Below are 18,022 nucleotides of genomic sequence, written 5' to 3'. Positions count from 1 at the left end.
AGTCGTCGCCTCAGTTCGTGCCGCTCTCGTATTTCAGTTCGAGGAACCGCCGCTGTGTCGCCAGCTCGTCGAAGGCGCCGCGGGCGAGCTGCACGGTCATGCGTCCGATCTCGTCGTCGATGACGCGAAGGCCATCGGCGAGCTGCGCGTCCGGGCTGCTTCCGCCATCTCGCGCGGAGGCTCGCATGCTTGACGGCACGCTCTGGTAGCCGCCGACGAGCGCCGGAATGTCCGTCGCCAGCAGGCGCCTTACCGCATCGGCCGCAGGGCTGGCAGGGTCGAGCGCGCGCAGTTGCGGCGCCATGTCGCCGAGACGGAGGGAGATGGAGGCGATCGACGCGGCCGCCGCGTGCGGAAGCGATGGCTGCTGCCGATCGAGCCAGGTCGCGGTCTGCCGAGGAAGCGCATCGAGACTTGTCGTCCCGAGTTGCTCCGCCGAGACGGGACGATCCCGCGAGAGCATGGCGACGATGCTGCATGCCATGATGACCGCGATGAGGGTGACGATCACGCCTGCCGTGTGCAGCGACGCCACCTCGCTGTCGATCAACGTCGCAACGAGCAGGATGGCGGCCGTTGCCGATCCCATCCGGACGCCGGTTCGGACGTTCCTGCGTCGACGCCGTTCGTGCGCGATGCGCGCCTGCTCGCGGCCTTCGGGCGAGACGCGGTGTATCATGGCTTCCGCCTGCGAGCGCATTGGGGATCGATCCGACATGCCGTCCTTATCCACCAGTTCGGTGCCGGTTCTCAAGATCGGTGATGCGAGAGCAGGGCAGGGTGATGGCGTAGATCATGACGGGTTCTCTCCAGGTGGAGGAACATGAGCCGGCGCGCTGGGCGCAGCGACCTTACCCGCCTTGGGCGGTGCTTCCCCCGTCCGATCGTCCCTTCTGCCACGGCCAACGCCCATCGATTTCGACTTCGAGCGAGAAGCTCAGGAAGGTCCTGATGATGACGATGCCGGCCAGAACGAGGAGGCTCTCGATCGTCGGCTCCACCGCCACGGTGTTGATGATGTCGGCGGCGACCAGGAACTCCAGGCCGAGCAGGATCGATCGGCCGAGGCCAGAGCGAAAGTCGGCGACAAGCGTCGCCCGGCTCGTCGCGCCTCTGGCCAGCCCGATCAGAAAGGCCGCCAGCGTTCCGAACGCGCCCACGACGATGATGGCCGTGCCGACGATCTCGACGACACTCGTCGCCAGGTGGATCCAATAGGCTTCGTTCGTCATCATGGTGCCTCCTGCCTCGACGGCATATCGGGCCGTGCGAGCAGCTCCGCCAGCCGGACCGGTCGGAAGTTCCGGGCATCGACGCCCACGTCATGCTGGCGGAGCATGGGCTTCAGCCTGCCATGGCTGTGGCCGTGCAGATTGATCGCGCGGCGGTGCTGGCCGTGCCAGCTCCTGAACGGATAATGGCAGAGGACCAGTCGGTGCCCGTCCTCCGTCAGTTCGACATAGTCGCCGACGCTTGCCCAGGCCGCCGCTTCGCCGGTCGCCACGGGATCGTTGTTGCCGCGGATCAGATGCTTGGTGCCGTTGAGACGGGAGAGCAGCGCCGCCACATCGGCCGGTCGCCGCGCCACGTCCCCCAGGTGCCACACGACGTCGTCCGCCCCGACGACCGCATTCCATGCCGCGACGAGCGCCTCGTCCATCTCGCCGACCGTGGCGAACGGCCGGCGATGAATGTTCAGCGTCCGATGATCGCCGAAATGGGTGTCGGCGGTGAAGAACAGCGCCATGGCCGCTCAAAGCATCTCGAGCGGCCGGCGGCCGCGTGGGGGCGGGAAGGCGGCTTCGAGCGCGGCCATATCCTCGGCTGACAGCGCCAGATCGACGGCGGCGCGGTTCTCGCGGACATGCGCAGCGGTGCCCGCCTTGGGTATGGCGATCATGCCGCTCCGTCGCAACGTCCAGGCGAGGGCGACTTGCGCCGGGGTGGCGCCGATCGCCTCGGCGATCCTGCGGAGCGTCGTGTCGGCGACGAGGCGGCCCTGCTCCACCGGGCTGTACGCCATCGCCGGGAGGGCGCGGGCCTCCAGCCACGGCAGCAGGTCGTGCTCGGGGCCCCGGCGCGTGAGATTGTAGAGGATCTGGTCGACGGCGCAGCCATCGCCGCCGGCGGCGAACAGCTCCTCCATGTCGCGCGTGTCGAGATTGCTGACGCCCCAGTGGCGGATCTTGCCGGCCGTGCGCAACGCCTCCATCGCCTCGGCCGTCTCGCCGAGCGGCACCGGCCCTCGCCAGTGCAGCAGGTAGAGATCGAGCCGGTCCGTTCCGAGCCGCCGCAAGCTCGCCTCGCAGGCCGCGCGCAGCCGCGCACGCGACGCATTCTCGGGATAGGCCTTGCTGACGAGGAAAAGCGTGTCGCGAACGTCGCGCAGCGCTTCGCCGATGAGTTCCTCGGCCGCGCCTTCGCCGTACATTTCCGCGGTGTCGATCAGCGTCATGCCGAGATCCACGCCCAGGCGTAACGCGGCGATCTCGTCCGACCGGCGATCGGGTCGCTCCCCCATCATCCACGTGCCCTGGCCCAGCGCGGGCACCTGTTCGCCGCCCGGTAACGACACTGTTCGCATGATCTGCCTCGGCTATCCTGTTGCAGCGGACAAACGAACGACGTCGCCGTCCGGTGCATGCCGGTCGATGACGCATGCGCCCAAATGATGAACGAGGGTCGCATAGCGCGGCGCGGATCGAAGCCGCCGCGCCAGATCGCGCTGCCATGAAGGCGGATCGTCGAACCCGATCAGTGCGTTAGCGTGAAAGGATGGGTCCGAAGAGGATGTGGACGTGGTCGCTGTCACGAAGATCATGGATGGCGTGCGCGCGCGATCCGATCGCGAGGTCGCGGCGCTGGGCCGTCCGCACGAGCGTATCGACGGGCCGCTCAAGGTCTGCGGCGTGGCCGATTTTCCGGGCGACACGATCCTGCCTGGCATGGCGCACGCCGCGCTGGCGGTCAGCGCGATCGCGTGCGGGCGGATCACCCAGATCTATCGGGAGGCCGCCACCGCTATGCCGGGCGTGCTGCTGGTCCTGACCCATGAGGATGTCGGCGAGGCGATAGCCCCGATCAAACATCTGATGGCGGGCGGATGGGCGAACAGCAGTTGGCGGCCGCTGTCGTCGCCCGCGATCCGCTATGCCGGGCAGATCGTCGCGCTCGTCGTCGCGGAAACGCCCGAGATCGCGGCAGCCGGAGCGGCGGCGATGCGCTTCGCCTATGCGGGCGAGCCGCCGGTGGCGACACTCGCCGACCCGCGCTGCACGACGCAGCCGCTGGCCGAGGTCGATCCCGAGCACATGGACCGCCGCAAGGGCGATCTGGACGCAGCATTGGCGCGCGCCGCGGTGCGGATCGACGCACGCTACACGACGCCGATCCAGCACCACAATCCGATCGAGCTGCCGAGCACGACGTGCGTCTGGGAGGGCGACACCCTGACCGTGCTGGAGCCCACGCGCTATATCGGGGCGGCGCAGCATGGTCTGGCGGCGCAATTCGGATTGAAGCCCGAGCAGGTGCGCATCGTCTCGCATTTCATCGGCGGGCATTTCGGCTCGAAACTAGCGCTGTCGCAGCACACCGCGCTCTGCGCGCTGGCAGCGCGGAAGCTCGGGCGGCCGGTCCGACTCGAGGTGAGCCGGCGCGACCAGTTCACCGTGGCGAATCACCGCACCGAGACCCGCCACCGCGTTCGCCTGGGCGCGACACGGGACGGCACGCTGCTCGGCGTCGGCCACGATGCGGCGACCGCATCCTCGCGCTTCGACGATTTCGCGATGGAGGGCACCGACGTCTCCACCGCGCTCTATGCCGCCGAGGCGGTGGCGGGGCACGAGCGGTTGGGCCGGGTCGACCGTAACACGCCGGGGCCGATGCGCGCGCCGCCCGAGGTGCCGTTCCTCTTCGCGATGGAAAGCGCGATGGACGAACTGGCGCATGCGCTCGCCATGGATCCCATAGAGCTGCGCCGCCGAAACGACACGCTCACCGATCCGGTGACGGGCAAGCGCTTCACGACGCGCCCGCTGATGCGGTGCTTCGATGCGGCGGCCCAGGCGTTCGGCTGGTCGAGCCGGATCGCCCAGCCGCGGGCGACGCTGCGGGACGGCTGGTGGATCGGCCATGGCTGCGCGGCGGCGGCGCGCCCGGTGAAGATCGGGCCCGCGAGCCTCCGGGTCGCGCAGGACGCGACGGGCGCGGTGCGGATCGAGACCGCGCATCACGAAATCGGCAACGGCCTCTACACGCTGCTGGCGACGATCGCGTCCGAGCGGCTGGGCGTGCCGCTGGGCGCCGTGACGGTCGCGCTGGGCGATACGCGGCTGCCGCCCGCGGGCATCTCGGGCGGGTCCTCGACCACCACCAGCCTGGCGAACGCGCTCGCCGAGGCGTGCGCGGCGCTCAAGCGGCAACCCGACGGCGCGCGCGAGGTGGCGTTCGATTATGTGCCGGCAGGCGCGGGCAGCGATGCGCTCGACGAGCTTCGCGCAGGGCACATCAAGCTGCTGACATTGCCCAAGGACCAGCTCGCCTGGGCGTTCGGCGCGCACATGATCGAGGCGCACGTCCATGCGGCGACCGGCGAGATTCGCATCCCGCGCCATGTCGGCGCGTTTGCCGCGGGCCGCGTGCTTAATCCCCTCACGGCGCGCAGTCAGTATCTGGGCGGCATGGCCTGGGGGCTGAGCTCCGCGCTGCTGGAGAAGACCGAGGTCGATCCGCGGACCGGCGTCTATCTCAACCGCGACCTGGCGGAGTATCTCGTGCCCACCGCGGCCGACATCGCCGAACAGGTGGTCGTGATGGTGCCGGACGACGATCCGACGGTGAACCGCGAAGGCATCAAGGGGCTCGGCGAGATCGGCATCATCGGCGTCGCCGCCGCGGTGGCCAACGCCGTCTTCAACGCGACGGGCGTGCGCGTCCGCGACCTGCCGATCCGGGGCGAGATGCTGCTCGATTGAGTCGCGTCGGCTGGACCGCGCGATTGTTGAACGGGCCATGCTTTGGGCGCCGCGAACGGTCTGTGCCGAGCGCCGATGACGCACGACACCATCGTCAGGCCTGGGCAGAGGCTGCCGCGACCTCCCGTTCGGCCTGGACGAACCCATAGGCGGGAACGATCTCGCCGGTGCGATCGACAAGCGCCGGCCAATGGGCGATGACATGCTCGCCGGCATCGTCGCGGGGCGCCTGCAACCCCGCCGTGAGCGTGACATGCGCTGCGGCGAAATGGCCGGCGCCGGCGCACAGGATCGCGCGGGTCGGCGCGTCGTCCTCGACCAGCGCCAGCAACGCCGGACTGACGAGTGCCGGATCGAGCAGCGCGAGGCTTTCGGGTGGAAGGACGCCCTCCGTCATTCCGGTCGCCGCGGTGGGCGCAAGGCAGTTGACGCGGATGCCGTATTTTTCGCCTTCGATCGCCAGCGTCTGCATCAGGCCCACCAGCGCCATCTTCGCCGCGGCGTAGTTCGCCTGACCGAAATTGCCGTACAGGCCGGACGAGGAGGTGGTCATCACGATGCGCCCGAAGCGCGCCTCGCGCATCGGCTCCCACACCGCCTTGCAGCAGATCGCCGCGCCCATCAGGTGGACGTCGATCACGGCGCGAAAGTCGGCGATGCTCATCTTGGCAAAGCTTTTGTCGCGCAGAATGCCGGCATTGTTGACGAGGACATCGACGCGTCCCCAGCGGGCGAGCGTCGCCGCCACCATCTCTGACACCGCGGCCTCGTCGGTCACCGATCCTGCCGCCGCGATCGCCTCGCCGCCTGCCGTGACGATGGCATCGACGACCTTGGCCGCGGCATCACCCGACAGATCGTTGACGACCAGCCGCGCGCCCTTGCTCGCCAGATACATCGCATGGGCGCGCCCCAGTCCGCCTCCCGCTCCGGTCACGATCGCGACCCGACCCCGTATCGACATCCCCGTCTCCTCGAATTTGCCGCCGTTTAGCCCTGGCGACGGACACTATCAAGAGAGTGAATATCAGGCTATCATTCGGTGGGGCGGCGGCAGATCTCGATGAAGCCTGCGGCCATGAAGCTCGCCATCCGCTGCTTGATGGCGACGAAATCGTCCGAGCGGTTCATCCCGTTCGACAGCTTGTCGATGCGCCCGGTTCGCGCCAGCGTCAGCATCAGCGCACCGGTGACGAAGTGATAGCCCCAGAAGATGTCGGCTTCGGCGCAGTCGGGCAACGCGCGCCGCAGCAGGCGAACAAGGCGGAGGACCACCGGATCGAAATGCTGGTCCATCAGGTCGGCGCCCCAATGCGGTGTGTTCGCCACCTGGGCGCCGAGCTTCGCGTAATTGCGCCAGCCCTCGTCGCCTTCGATGTAGAGATCGAGATCGGTGTCGAGAAACGCCCGCAGCGCACCCTCCACGGTGGGCGCGTCGCCCGCTTCGCGCTCATAGGCGTCGAGCGCATGCATCCGCCGTTCGCTGGTCACGACCGCGCGGCGCGCGAACACCGCGTCGAACAGCGCTTTCTTGTCCGTATAATAATAGTTGAGCAGCGTGTGGTGGACGCCGACCTGCTTGGCCACGTCCTTCAACGTCACGCCGTACAGCCCGTGTTCGGCGAACAACGCTTCGGCCGCGTCGAGGATCTGCTCCGTCATCGCGGCACGTTGCTCCGCTTTTCGCGATCGGCGGACGGGTTTGGCTGCTTCGGTCACGCCCTTCGCCTTCCAGCTCGCCGGCGGTGCGTCAAGCCGCCGCCGTCGTGCCGCCGAATATTCACACACGAGAGAGCGTCCATTGACAAGTCGGATGCGGCGTTCATGATGGCGGAAAGCGGCAAAGCATCGCGAGGAGAGGATTTTGGTAGCCGACAGGGCCATACGGACGGTCGCGTCCGATCGCGCCGGAAGACCCGTGCGTCGCTGGCTGGTGCTGGCGATGCTGACCTTCGTTTACGTGCTCAATTTTCTCGATCGGCAGTTGCTCGGCATCCTGGCCAAACCGATCCAGGATTCGCTTCATATCACCGATGGGCAGCTCGGACTGATCGGCGGCTTCTACTTCGCCCTGTTCTACTGTTTCATCGCGGTGCCGGTAGGCTGGTTCGCCGACAAGACCAATCGCGTCGCGATCGTGTCGCTCGCCTGCGCGATCTGGAGCGGCGCGACCACCGCCTGTGGCCTGGCTGCCAGCTATCCGCAACTCGTCGCGGCGCGGATGGTCGTCGGTTTCGGCGAGGCGGGGGGCGTGCCGCCCTCCTATGCGATCATCACCGACACCTATCCGCCCGGACGGCGCGCCACCGCGCTGAGCCTTTACAATCTGGGGCCGCCGATCGGCGCCGCGCTCGGCATCGCCTTCGGCGGCTGGATCGCGGCGACCTTCGACTGGCGCCGCGCCTTCGTCGCCATCGGATTGGTCGGCATGGTCACGGCGATCGTCGTCCGCCTCGTGGTGCGCGAACCGGTGCGTGGCGGCCTCGACGCATCCTCCGCGCACCCGCAAAGTGGCGGCGTGTTCTGGGGCACGGTGCGGATGTTCGTCACCAGCCCGGTGCTGATGCTGGTCGCGCTGGCGAGCGGCGCGACCCAGTTCGTCACGTACGGTCTCGGCAATTTCGCCGTCCTCTTCCTCATGCGGGAAAAGGGGATGCGGCTCGAACAGGTCGCGATCTGGTATGCGCTGGTCGTCGGGGTGGGCATGGCCGCCGGCATCTTCGCCTCCGGCCGCATCCTCGACCGGCTGACCCGCCGCTCGCGCGTGGCTTATGCGGCCGTGCCGGCGGTGTCGTTGGCGGGCGCGCTGCCCTTCTATCTCGGTTTCGTCTGGGCGCCGGGCTGGCCGCTGGCGCTGGTGCTGCTGACGGCGGCGATGTTGCTCAACTATTTCTACCTCTCCGCCGCGGTCACGCTGGTGCAGGAGGAGGTGCGGCCCGACCAACGCGTGCTGTCGGGGGCGTTGCTGCTGCTCATCATGAACTTCATCGGGCTGGGGCTCGGCCCGACCTGGGTCGGCTGGGCGAGCGATTGGTTCGCCGCGCAGGGCCACGCCCACGCGCTGCAGCTCGCCCTCTACACGCTCGCGCCCTGCTACATCGTGGCCATCCTGCTGTTCGCCTGGCTTGCCCGCATTCTCCACCGGTCGAACCATTCCCGAAAGGTCGTCGCATGACTCCGTTCCGTCGCCTGCTCGTCGCCTCCTGTCTTCTGCTTCCCGCTCCCGTGCTCGGCCAGAGCGGCGCCCCGGTCGTCACGGCGCCCGCTGGCGGGGTGGCCGGCATGACGCAAGGCGATCTCCGCGTGTTCCAGGGGATACCCTACGCACAACCGCCGGTGGGGGCGCTGCGCTGGAAGCCCCCGATGCCGATGACGCGCTGGCAGGGCGTGCGACAGACGACCGCCTTCGGTCCCGCCTGCGTCCAGCCGCAGGGCGGCCCCCCGTCGGTCTATTCCCCGGCCGCGCCGCTGCCGGTCAGCGAGGATTGCCTGACGCTCAACATCTGGGCGCCCGCGCACGCGGAACGCGCGCCGGTGTTCTTCTGGATCCATGGCGGCGCGCTGGTGACCGGATCGAGCCGCGAGCCGCTCTACGAGGGCCGCCGCCTGGCCGAGCGCGGCGCGGTGGTGGTGTCGATCAACTATCGGCTCGGCGTGCTTGGCTGGATGGCGCATCCCGGGCTCAGCGCGGAGTCTCCGGCGCATATTTCAGGCAATTACGGCCTGATGGACCAGATCGCCGCGCTGCAATGGGTGAAGCGCAACATCGCCGCGTTTGGCGGCGATCCGGCCAACGTGACGATCGCCGGCGAATCCGCGGGCGCGCTCAGCGTCCTATACCTGATGAGTTCGCCCCCCGCGCACGGCCTCTTCGCCAAGGCGGTGTCCGAAAGCGGCTATATGATTGCGATGCCCGCGCTCAAGCGCAGCCTCTATGGCGCGCCCTCGGGGGAAGCGGCGGGGCAGATGCTCGGCGCTGCGCTGCATGCCCCCGACATCGCCGCACTGCGCGCCCTCGATGCGCAGGCGCTGACCGATGCGGCGGCGAAGGGCGGGTTCGGGCCTTGGGGGCTGGTCGACGGCAAGCTGTTGCCCGAACAGATGGTCGACGCGTTCGATGCCGGTCGGCAGGCCAAGGTGCCGCTGCTGGTCGGCTTCAACCAGGGGGAGATCCGGTCGCTCAAGATGCTGGCGCCCAAGGTGCCCGGAACGCCGGCCGACTATGAGCGGATGATCCATGAACGCTATGGCGAACTCGCCGATGCGTTCCTGCGGCTGTATCCGTCGGCGACGATGCAGGAGAGCGTGTACGCGACCACGCGCGACGCGCTTTACGGCTGGACCGCGCAGCGCATGGCGATCAAGCAGACCGCGATCGGCGAGCCCGCCTATCTCTACCTGTTCGATCATGGCTATCCGGCTGCCGACGGGGCCGGGCTGCACGCCTTCCACGCCAGCGAACTGCCGTTCGTGTTCGGCAATATCGACCGTACGCCGCCGCGCTGGCCCGCCATCCCCGACACCGCCGGGGAACATGCGCTGGCAGACGCGATGGTCGGCTATTGGACCAGCTTCGCGCGCAACGGCCGGCCGAGCGCGTCCGCTGCGCCGGCGTGGCCGGCTTATGGCACCGAGGGCCGCTTCCTCCATGTCACCGACACACCGCGGGCCGAAGCCGGTCTGATGCCGGGCATGTACATGCTGACCGAGCAGATGGTGTGTCGCCGCCGCGCCGACGGCAAACAGCCATGGAACTGGAATGCGGGGCTTGCCGCCCCCAAGCTGCCGCCGGCGACCCCGCGCTGCTCCTGATCCGGAAGGATCAGCGGCCGATCACCGCCCCGGTGATCCGGCCGGCGGCATAGTCGGCCCGGAGCCGCGCCTTGTCGATCTTGCCGGTTGCGGCGAGCGGCATGGGCGCGACTTCGGCGATCTCGGCGGGGATCCACCAATCCGCTACCTCGCCGCGGAGCAGCCCGAGAAGCATGGCCGGGTCCAGCCGCTCCGCCATTTCCACGATCAGCACCGGCCGCTCGCCCCATTTGGCATCGGCGCGGGCAATTACCGCGACGTGGCGGATCGCCGGATGGCGGCCGATCACCGTCTCGATCTCGGTGGGGTTGATCCACTCCCCACCCGATTTGATCAGATCCTTGGCACGCCCGTTGATCGTGAGGTTGCCGTCCGCATCGATCGTGGCCAGGTCGCCGGTGTCGAAATAGCCGTCCGCGTCGAGCAGTGACACGTCGGACTTGTAATAACGGTCGATGACGCTCTGCCCCTTGACCCACAGCCGCCCCTCGACGCCGCGCTGCTCGGCCAGGGTCGCGCCTTCGGCATCGGTCAGCTTCAGGTCGACGCCGATGATCGGCCGCCCCGAGCCCGTCGATGCGCCGGGCACGTCGCCCGGGGGCGCGATCGTGCCGGTCGGCGACAATTCGGTCATGCCCCAGCTCGTCTGCACGCTGGCGCCGAGGATGTTCTCCATATGGCGGATCAACGCGTCGGGGCATTTCGAGCCACCGATCACGACGCGACGCAGCGAGGGGAGGGCGATCCCATGCGCCTCGACATGATCCGTCAGGCCCAGCCAGACGGTCTGCACGCCCACCGCCACCGTCACGCCCTCGTCGCGGATCAGCCGGGCGAGGCTGGCCCCGTCGAGAACGCGGCCGGGCAGGACCAGCTTGGTTCCGGCCGCCGGTGCCGCAAACGGCAGGCCCCAGCCATTGGCGTGAAACATGGGAACGCCGAGCAGCAGGACGTCGCTGGCGGTCAACGCGATCGAGTCCGCCTGCAACGTGCGCAGCGTGTGCAGATAGTTCGACCGATGGGTGTAGACGACGCCCTTGGGTGGCCCCGTCGTTCCCGAGGTGTAGCAGAGGCCCGCGGGCGTCTCTTCGTCGAACCCACCCCAGGCTCGGGGCGCGCCATGTTCGCGCAGCAGCGCCTCATACGCGATCGCCCCCTCCGGGGCGGGCGCGTCGTCGCGGGAGTCGAGCACGATGACCCGCTCGACCGACGGGCAGTGCGGCGCCAGTTCGCGCCACAGGGGCATCAGGTCTGCGGCGACCGCGATCATCCGATCCTCGGCTTCGCGGATCATGCCGACCAGATGCGCCGTCGACAGGCGCGGGTTGAGGGTGTGGCACACCATCCCCGCGCCCATGACGGCATAATAGAGTTCGAGATGGTGCAGCGTATTCCAGGCAAGCGTCGCCACCCGATCGCCCGGCCTCAATCCCATATGGCCGAGCGCGCCCGACAGGCGATTGCTTCGCTCGTGCATCGCGGCATAGCCGATCCGCCGAACGCCGGTGCCATGGGCGGCCTCGACGACCTCCCGATCACCGAACCATTTCGCCGCGTGATCGAGGAATTTATCAACGGTCAGAGAATAGGGTTGCATAGATATTGTCGCATGAGATCCCGTTGAAAAGACCGGCCGCAAAAGGATATCGCGGCCGGAGACCGGGGAGATCAGAAGGTCTTCAGGATCTTGACACCGTACTGGCGCGGCGGTCCCGCGAAGTCGAGGCTGCTGTTCAGCGCGGCGACATAATGCTGGTTGGTCAGGTTGGTTGCATAGCCGGTGACGGTGAAGCTGCCATGCGTCAACGCCAGCTGTGCCGCGAGGATGTTGCGTTCACCTAAACGGTCGCCGAGCTGCGGGTTCTCGAACAAGGTCGCCCATTGTGGCGCGATGTGCCCGAAGTTCACGCGCGGCGTCAGCTTGTCGCCATTGCCGAACTCGAAGTCATATTGCGCCCCGGCGTTGATGGTGAAGTTGGGCGCATAGGTCTGTTCGCGCCCCTTCAGATCGATGCAAGAAGCGCTGGCAGGACCGGCGGCGATGCTGCACGCCGTTGGTGCGGGCAGACGGGAGTCGGTCGCGAAGAACTGGCCGAGGCTGCTGTGCAGGACGTTGACGCCGAAATCGAACGAGAAGTGGCCGAACTTGACGTCGGCGTCCGCTTCGGCGCCGTAGATCTTGGTCGAATTGGGCACATTGACCTCGATCCCGAACACGGGAATCGTCGGATAGCCGATGATGACCTGGAATCCCTTGAAGTCATTGTAGAAGCCATCGACCGTGGTGCGGATATGCCCGCCCGCGAAATTGGCCTTCCAGCCGGCCTCGTAGGACTGGACGCGCTCGGACCCGAACGGCGCCGGGATGCCGAGCCCGACGGGCGTGTTGAGACCGCCGGGTTTGAACCCCGTCGCCACGAACCCGTAGAGGTAATTGTTACGGTCGACCTGCCAACCGAGCGAGGCCTTGTACGAGAAGTTGTTCGACGTGACGGTCTGCTGGTCCGGCAGATAAACGCCATATTGCAGGATATCGACCGTATTCGTCGACCGGCTGGCGGTGTAGCGCCCGCCGAGTTCCAGCTTCAGCGTCGGCGTGATCTTGAAGCCGACCTGACCATAGACGGCGAGCGACCGCTCGGGGTTGCGGCCCTGCAAGCGGTATTCCGTCTTCGGCGCCCCGAGCGGCGCACCGATCACGAACTGATAGGGAGAGAGGAAGAAATAGCTGTTCCACAGGCCGAACACGCCGGCCAGATAGGTCAGCCGCCGATCATCGGGGGAGATCAGGTTGAATTCCTGGCTGAACTGCGTCTCCGTCACGCTGTCGAAGAAGTAGGAATTGCCGGTCGCGGTACCGTCCAGATCGGCCATATACTGGGTATTGCCGTTCGAAAAGCCGCTGACCGAGCGGAGCTTCAGGCCGCTGTCGAACTGGTAATCGATCCGCAGAATGGAACGCACGAACTTGTCGCGGGCGCCTTGCGGCGAATTCGCCGTGATGTTGAACAGATCGCGGGCATTGGGGTTCGGCGTGGTCGTGCCCGGCAGGACCGCGAACCGGTCGGTATAGGGATCGGCCGGATAGGCGCCCATGTCGAGATAGTCGATGTCGGTTTTCGACAGGACCGACAGGTTCGCGGTCGGCTTCCACAACAGGCTGAAACGGCCGGCGATCTCGCGCACGTCACCCTTGTTGCCGTTGTACGCGCCGCCGTTCGGCCCGGTGATGGTGTAGAAGGAATCGCGCCGTTCGCCGTAGAAGGCGGCACGGGCGGCCAGCGTGTCGCTGATGGGGATGTTGACCGCGCCCTGGCCGCCAAGATCGTTGTAGTTGCCATAATTGGCATTGAAATAGCCGTGGTAACCACCGCCGACGATCGGATCGGCCGTGTTGACGAACACCGCGCCGCCGGTGGAATTCTGGCCGACGACGGTCCCCTGCGGCCCGCGAAGGACCTGAACGTCGGCGATATCGAAATAGGGCTCCTCCTGGAAATAGCCCGGAAAGGTCGGCGCTCCGTCGCGATAGGTGATGACGCCGGTGGTTGTCTGGGTGTTGTGCTCACCCTTGCCGATGCCGCGTATGTTGAACTCCAGGCCTTGCCCGAAATTGTTCACCACGACCGACGGCATCGCGAACTGCAGCGCATCGACCGCGACGACGCCCTTGTTGGCGAGATCGGCGCCCGACAATACCGAGGCGGCAACGGGCGTGGTCATCAGGTTTTCATTGCGGCGCAGCGCCGTCACGACGATGTCGTGACCGGGATCGCTCTGGCTGCTTTCCGCCGCAGCGGTGGTGTCCGTTTGTGGCGCACCAGATTGCGCCGAATCGGTGGACGACGGTGCGGTTTGCGCAACGGCGCTCCCGCACCAGACAAGGGCGAACGCCGACACGCCGAAGCGGATTGCACGAGCCTTCATAGCGGGACTCCTCTCCATCTGACCAACCGCGCACACTTCCGGACGCGTTGGGGCCAAACTACCCGAAGCCAAGCCGAAATCAACCCTCTCTCACGCGATAGTGAAACGAACGGGTATCACGAGGGCGAGATGCGCGAGCGCGACGTCCCGGAGATGAGGGGCAAGGAGGCAGGATGCATTTTCGCTAAGAAGGCGCTGGCGCGTCACGGCAGGGCGCCAGGCGCGGCCGGATCGATCCCCAGACATGGCGTGCCGGGAGCGCGCATCTCCGGTCCATCGGCCAGGATGGAAGGGCCGATCCTCAATGTGACGATCAAATGGTCTTACCGATACGTCAGCGGGTCGCGTCGCCGTTTCTCACGGGTCCGATCACGAAGCCATGGTGCCCGGGGACGGATTCGAACCGCCGACACTGCGATTTTCAGTCGCATGCTCTACCAACTGAGCTACCCGGGCGCACCGCCGAAACGATGTGGAAGCGGGCCTTTAGTCGGGCTCGGCGGTGCTGTCCAGCCCATCCGGCGCGATCTCGGGGCCGGGAATACGATAGCCTTCGCCGAACCATTGCAGCAGGTCGCGGTCGCGACAGGCGGGGCCGCAGAACGGGCGGTGTGCGGCCGAGGCGGGCTTGTCGCAGAGCGGGCAGGGGGTGGCGGTCATCGGCTCTCCAGTTCGTGAACGGTGCCGGTGCGACGCGCGAGTTCGGCCAGCCATTCGGGATTCGCCCGCAACCGCGCGTGCACCGCCGCGGGAAGCGCATGGCGGCGCGGGGCGCCGGGCGGCGTGCGTTCCAGATGGCGCAGCGCCGCACGCGCCGCCGCACCGACCGGATCCGCGCGCAGCATTTCCGGCAGCGAGGCGCGAGGGCGGGCGCGGACGATCTGGAGAAAGCCGAAGCCGTTGACCGCGGTCCGCTCGAACGGCAGCGGCAGCGCAGCGTCGATCGCCAGCGCGACGGCGTGGCGCGGCGCCTTCCCCGCGAGCGTCGGGAAATCGATTCCGATCGAGCCGCCGACGCCGTGCCGCACGATCGCCTGCGCCACCGCCGTGGCCGCCGCAACCGCCAGCGGCTCGAGCGCGCCGCCGCCGTCGACGTCGAACAGCGTCATCGCCGGCGTGGGGCTCATCCGCAGTGCGCCACCGGGAAACGCGATGTCGCCGCCCGTCGCCTCGTCGAGAATCTCGGACCAGCCCGCCGCCTCCAGCGCATCGGGCTCATGCGCGCGCAGTATGCGGACGGGATGCCCCGAGGCGGTGATCCGGGCGAGCAGATCGGCGCCCGGTCCAGGCGCTTCGTCGGTGAGGCGGGCGCGGGGCAGCTTCAGGCGCCCGGTTTCGGGAATCGCCTCGCGCGTCACCCGGAGCATGATCGCGGCACCCTGCGTCACGCCGTGCGGCGCGGCGGCAAGCTGGACCTCGGTGCCGTCCGCGAACGTCGCCCGGGCCTGCGCCACATCGGTGAGGCGCGCGGGGGCGACGGTGCCGAGCCGCAGGCCAAGCCGCTCCACGATCGCCTCCACGATGCGATCGTCGGCGACGAGCGCGGCGCGGGATTCGCCGATCCCGGCCTCGTAGAGCCACTCAGCCAAGCGTCACGCCGGCGGTGGCCAGCAGCGCGCGCGTTTCGAACAGCGGCAGGCCGACCACGCCCGAATGACTGCCCGCCAGATAGCGCACGAACGCCTCGGCGCGGCCCTGGATCGCATAGCCGCCGGCCTTGCCCATCCCCTCGCCACAAGCGACATAGGCGTCGATCTCGGCCGGCGAGAGCGGCTTGAACGCGACGACCGTATCCGACACGCGGTGGCGCACGACGCCCGCCCGGTCGATCACCGCGACCGTGGAGAAGACATGATGACGACGGCCCGACAACAGGCCGAGCATGCGGCGCAGATCGTTCTCGTCGGCGGGCTTGCCCAGGATGCGGCGGCCCGCGGCGACGGTGGTGTCGCCCGCCAGGATCACCTCGTCCGCGTCGCGCGGAACCGCGGCGGCCTTGGCGAGCGCGATGCGCAGCGCATAGGCGCGCGGATCCTCCGCCTTCAGCGGCGCTTCGTCGATATCGGGTGCGGCGATCCGCGCGGGCACGACCCCGATCCGCGCGAGCAGCTCGCGGCGGCGCGGCGACGACGAGGCGAGGACGAGGCGCGGTGCGGCGCCGGTCACGCCGTCACTTGAAGCGATAGGTGATCCGCCCCTTGGTCAGATCATAGGGCGTCAGTTCGACGAGCACCTCGTCGCCCACGAGCACGCGGATGCGGTTCTTGCGCATCTTGCCCGCGGTGTGCCCGAGGATCTCATGGTCGTTCTCGAGCCGGACGCGGAACATGGCGTTGGGCAGAAGCTCCACCACCTGGCCGCGCATTTCGAGGAGTTCTTCCTTGGCCAAATACAGTCTTTCAATAACAGGGGATTTTTGCGTGCCGCGCCCTTAGCGCCTGCCCGCGAAAAAGGGAAGCGCGGGGCAAAGTTGACGAAGGTTCCACGCATCGTGGCAAATGGGGCGCCGATGCCGCGATGTCAAAGCGCCGGGCCGACGCGGGGGGCGGTGGCCTCATGGTCGAAAGGGGGCGTGTAGGACGGGGTTACAACAGCCGGTCCTGACGGGCGGCGGCCTTTGACGAGTCCTCAATGGGCTGGGCCGAACGAACGGCATCCGTTCGCGCCATCGGCAGATCGAGCCGGTGGCCCGCGAGGACATCGGCGACGGTCACCACGATCAGCCTGTCGTCCTCGCGGTCCAGCATCGGATGCTTGTATTTGCCTGCCGCGGCAACCTCCTCGCGCATCGCCTTGGTGGCCGGCGCCATGGTGATGAGGATGCCGAATTCGGCCTTTTCGCGCTGCCGATCGGAGTTGAGCGTTGCAAGCGTCGCCCGGTTGGCGCCGCCGGATTTGACCTGGAAGATCGCCTTGCCGTTGGTGTTCCGGTCGATCAGGAAGAAGGCGACTCCGTCTATCCCCGCATCCGCCCCTTTCTTCTCATTGATCCGGGCCTGATTGCGCGAATAGGTGAGCACCGCCCATTTCTCGAATTCCTTGCGCGTCTTGTCGTCCTTGCGATTGGCGAGGGCGACGGCAGAGGCAAGGTCGCGGGGAACGCCATCAAGAACGATATCCGCTTCGATGTCGGGCCAAAGATCGGGATATCGATCCTCTAGCCGTTTCAGGATCAATGAGATCGATTGATAGGTGATATCGATGCCGATCCATTGCCGATGAAGACGCTGCGCCACGGCGATGGTCGTACCGCAGCCGCAATAGGCATCCAAAACGACGCCATCATCGGGGCAAGAGGTCTTGATAATACGTTCGAGCAACAATTCCGGCTTCTGGGTCGGGTATCCCAACCGTTCTTTGGACGTCGGAGAAATTTTGGAGATATCGGTCCAGATATTGTCGATCGGTCGACCTTTTGCCTCATCCAGATACATGATCTGGCTGACCGACTTTCCCGTCTTGGATCGAACAATGCGACCCTGCTCAATAAGCTGTTGCATCTTCTCTCGTTTGAAGCGCCAATATCCCGATACGCCGATCACGTCATAAAACGGGTTGCCGTTGGCGGCGCCGCCTGGCCCGTCCAAGGGGGCCAGCCGGTATCTGCGCCCGGTATTTTCTTCGACATACCGGTAATCGCGCGCAACCGCCTCGTCCGAGTAAGGAGCATAGGCGGCTATAAAATGATATGATCGGGCATCCTTAACGTAGAACAATATCGTATCCGAGATACGGCCGAAATGTTTTGCGCCCTGTTTTCCGTCGCCATGAGCGGACGATCGCTTCCAGACGATTTCGTTGATGAAATCGCCGCCTTGTCGGCAAAACACCGTGTCGAGCACCAGCTTCAGATAATGCGAAGCGGTCGGGTCGCAGTGGAGATAAAAGCTTCCCGTCGGTTTCAACACGCGGTGGATCTCGATGATCCGGAGCGTCATGTGCACGATATATGCGAAGAGGCTACCGTGCTGCAGCACCTTTTCGAGCCCGCGGATCAATTCCACCGTCTGCTCGGTCAATCGGCCCGATTGCAGTCGCGCGATGTCGGTGATCCAGGCGATGCCGGCATCGGCTTCGGGACCCCATTCCCAGGTGTCGACGAAGGCCTGGGCCTGCGCGCGATCGTCGCCGCCCTGGTTGTTGTAGATCTGAAAATAGTTGCGCTTCGAATTGAACGGCGGATCGATGTAACAAAGATCGACGCTCTCGTCCGCGATCTTGCTTCGCAGAACGTCGAGATTGTCGCCGTAATAGAGGCGGTTGGGTTTGGCGCTTCGCATGAGGGCCAGTCTGCCCATCGCCAC

At 66.9% G+C, this 18,022-nt stretch carries 16 protein-coding genes and 1 tRNA gene; 3 read left to right on the top strand and 14 right to left on the bottom strand.

The features are described 5' to 3' along the window. Positions 1 to 10: 10 nt before the first annotated feature. The 4 genes from OXQ95_RS02950 to OXQ95_RS02935 form a co-directional block, all read right to left on the bottom strand. On the bottom strand, positions 11 to 754 hold the full coding sequence (locus OXQ95_RS02950; protein ID WP_267379464.1) for a hypothetical protein: 744 nt from the start codon (positions 752 to 754) through the stop codon (positions 11 to 13). A 97-nt stretch (positions 755 to 851) separates the two neighbouring features. Further along, the gene (locus OXQ95_RS02945; protein WP_267379462.1) at positions 852 to 1,235 is read right to left on the bottom strand and encodes a DUF1622 domain-containing protein; all 384 of its coding nucleotides are present in this window, start codon (positions 1,233 to 1,235) and stop codon (positions 852 to 854) included. Beyond that, complete coding sequence (locus tag OXQ95_RS02940; protein WP_267379459.1) at positions 1,232 to 1,747, bottom strand: metallophosphoesterase family protein; 516 nt, start codon at positions 1,745 to 1,747, stop codon at positions 1,232 to 1,234. The genes OXQ95_RS02945 and OXQ95_RS02940 overlap by 4 nt, the downstream gene beginning before the upstream one ends. Positions 1,748 to 1,753: 6 nt before the next feature. Further along, on the bottom strand, positions 1,754 to 2,584 hold the full coding sequence (locus OXQ95_RS02935) for an aldo/keto reductase (protein ID WP_267379457.1): 831 nt from the start codon (positions 2,582 to 2,584) through the stop codon (positions 1,754 to 1,756). 214 nt (positions 2,585 to 2,798) lie between these two features. On the opposite strand from OXQ95_RS02935, the gene OXQ95_RS02930 reads away from it, so the two are divergent. Continuing rightward, a complete protein-coding gene (locus OXQ95_RS02930; protein ID WP_267379455.1) occupies positions 2,799 to 4,979 on the top strand; it encodes a xanthine dehydrogenase family protein molybdopterin-binding subunit in 2,181 nt (726 codons plus the stop codon). Positions 4,980 to 5,073: 94 nt separating this feature from the next. Here OXQ95_RS02930 and OXQ95_RS02925 read toward each other — a convergent pair whose 3' ends face one another. Together OXQ95_RS02925 and OXQ95_RS02920 are read right to left on the bottom strand one after the other, a co-directional pair. Then, on the bottom strand, positions 5,074 to 5,943 hold the full coding sequence (locus tag OXQ95_RS02925) for an SDR family NAD(P)-dependent oxidoreductase (protein WP_267379452.1): 870 nt from the start codon (positions 5,941 to 5,943) through the stop codon (positions 5,074 to 5,076). A 71-nt stretch (positions 5,944 to 6,014) separates the two neighbouring features. Next, positions 6,015 to 6,641: a TetR/AcrR family transcriptional regulator gene (locus tag OXQ95_RS02920; RefSeq protein WP_242096208.1), complete on the bottom strand. Its 627-nt coding sequence runs from the start codon at positions 6,639 to 6,641 to the stop codon at positions 6,015 to 6,017. A 256-nt stretch (positions 6,642 to 6,897) separates the two neighbouring features. Here OXQ95_RS02920 and OXQ95_RS02915 point away from each other — a divergent pair, with 256 nt between their 5' ends. Both OXQ95_RS02915 and OXQ95_RS02910 read left to right on the top strand, forming a co-directional pair. Continuing rightward, positions 6,898 to 8,154, top strand: coding sequence for an MFS transporter (locus OXQ95_RS02915; protein WP_267379448.1), 1,257 nt, complete (start codon positions 6,898 to 6,900; stop codon positions 8,152 to 8,154). Continuing rightward, positions 8,151 to 9,791: a carboxylesterase family protein gene (locus OXQ95_RS02910; protein WP_267379445.1), complete on the top strand. Its 1,641-nt coding sequence runs from the start codon at positions 8,151 to 8,153 to the stop codon at positions 9,789 to 9,791. The genes OXQ95_RS02915 and OXQ95_RS02910 overlap by 4 nt, the downstream gene beginning before the upstream one ends. A gap of 10 nt (positions 9,792 to 9,801) precedes the next feature. On the opposite strand, the gene OXQ95_RS02905 is transcribed toward OXQ95_RS02910, so the two are convergent. The 8 genes from OXQ95_RS02905 to OXQ95_RS02870 all read right to left on the bottom strand — a co-directional run bounded on the left by OXQ95_RS02905 (position 9,802) and on the right by OXQ95_RS02870 (position 18,016). After that, positions 9,802 to 11,388, bottom strand: a complete 1,587-nt coding sequence (locus OXQ95_RS02905) for an AMP-binding protein (RefSeq protein ID WP_267379442.1) — start codon at positions 11,386 to 11,388, stop codon at positions 9,802 to 9,804. A gap of 71 nt (positions 11,389 to 11,459) precedes the next feature. Next, entirely contained in the window at positions 11,460 to 13,718 is a 2,259-nt protein-coding gene (locus tag OXQ95_RS02900; protein WP_267379439.1) for a TonB-dependent receptor, read from the bottom strand. 380 nt (positions 13,719 to 14,098) lie between these two features. Continuing rightward, positions 14,099 to 14,174, bottom strand: a tRNA-Phe gene (locus tag OXQ95_RS02895). A 30-nt stretch (positions 14,175 to 14,204) separates the two neighbouring features. Continuing rightward, on the bottom strand, positions 14,205 to 14,378 hold the full coding sequence (yacG, locus tag OXQ95_RS02890; protein ID WP_242096213.1) for a DNA gyrase inhibitor YacG: 174 nt from the start codon (positions 14,376 to 14,378) through the stop codon (positions 14,205 to 14,207). After that, positions 14,375 to 15,307: a ribonuclease gene (locus OXQ95_RS02885; protein WP_267379432.1), complete on the bottom strand. Its 933-nt coding sequence runs from the start codon at positions 15,305 to 15,307 to the stop codon at positions 14,375 to 14,377. Before OXQ95_RS02885 ends, yacG begins: the two co-directional genes overlap by 4 nt. Next, on the bottom strand, positions 15,300 to 15,884 hold the full coding sequence (locus OXQ95_RS02880) for a Maf family protein (RefSeq protein WP_267379429.1): 585 nt from the start codon (positions 15,882 to 15,884) through the stop codon (positions 15,300 to 15,302). The genes OXQ95_RS02885 and OXQ95_RS02880 overlap by 8 nt, the downstream gene beginning before the upstream one ends. A 4-nt stretch (positions 15,885 to 15,888) precedes the next feature. After that, positions 15,889 to 16,107, bottom strand: coding sequence for a translation initiation factor IF-1 (gene infA, locus OXQ95_RS02875; protein ID WP_003049127.1), 219 nt, complete (start codon positions 16,105 to 16,107; stop codon positions 15,889 to 15,891). Between the two features lie 196 nt (positions 16,108 to 16,303). Beyond that, positions 16,304 to 18,016, bottom strand: coding sequence for a DNA methyltransferase (locus tag OXQ95_RS02870; protein WP_267379391.1), 1,713 nt, complete (start codon positions 18,014 to 18,016; stop codon positions 16,304 to 16,306). Positions 18,017 to 18,022 lie beyond the last annotated feature (6 nt).

This window comes from Sphingomonas sp. GC_Shp_6, from assembly GCF_026540835.1.
Lineage (GTDB): Bacteria > Pseudomonadota > Alphaproteobacteria > Sphingomonadales > Sphingomonadaceae > Sphingomonas.
Note: the sequence above shows the minus strand (reverse complement) of the source record. Positions and strands in the feature narration are given on the sequence as shown.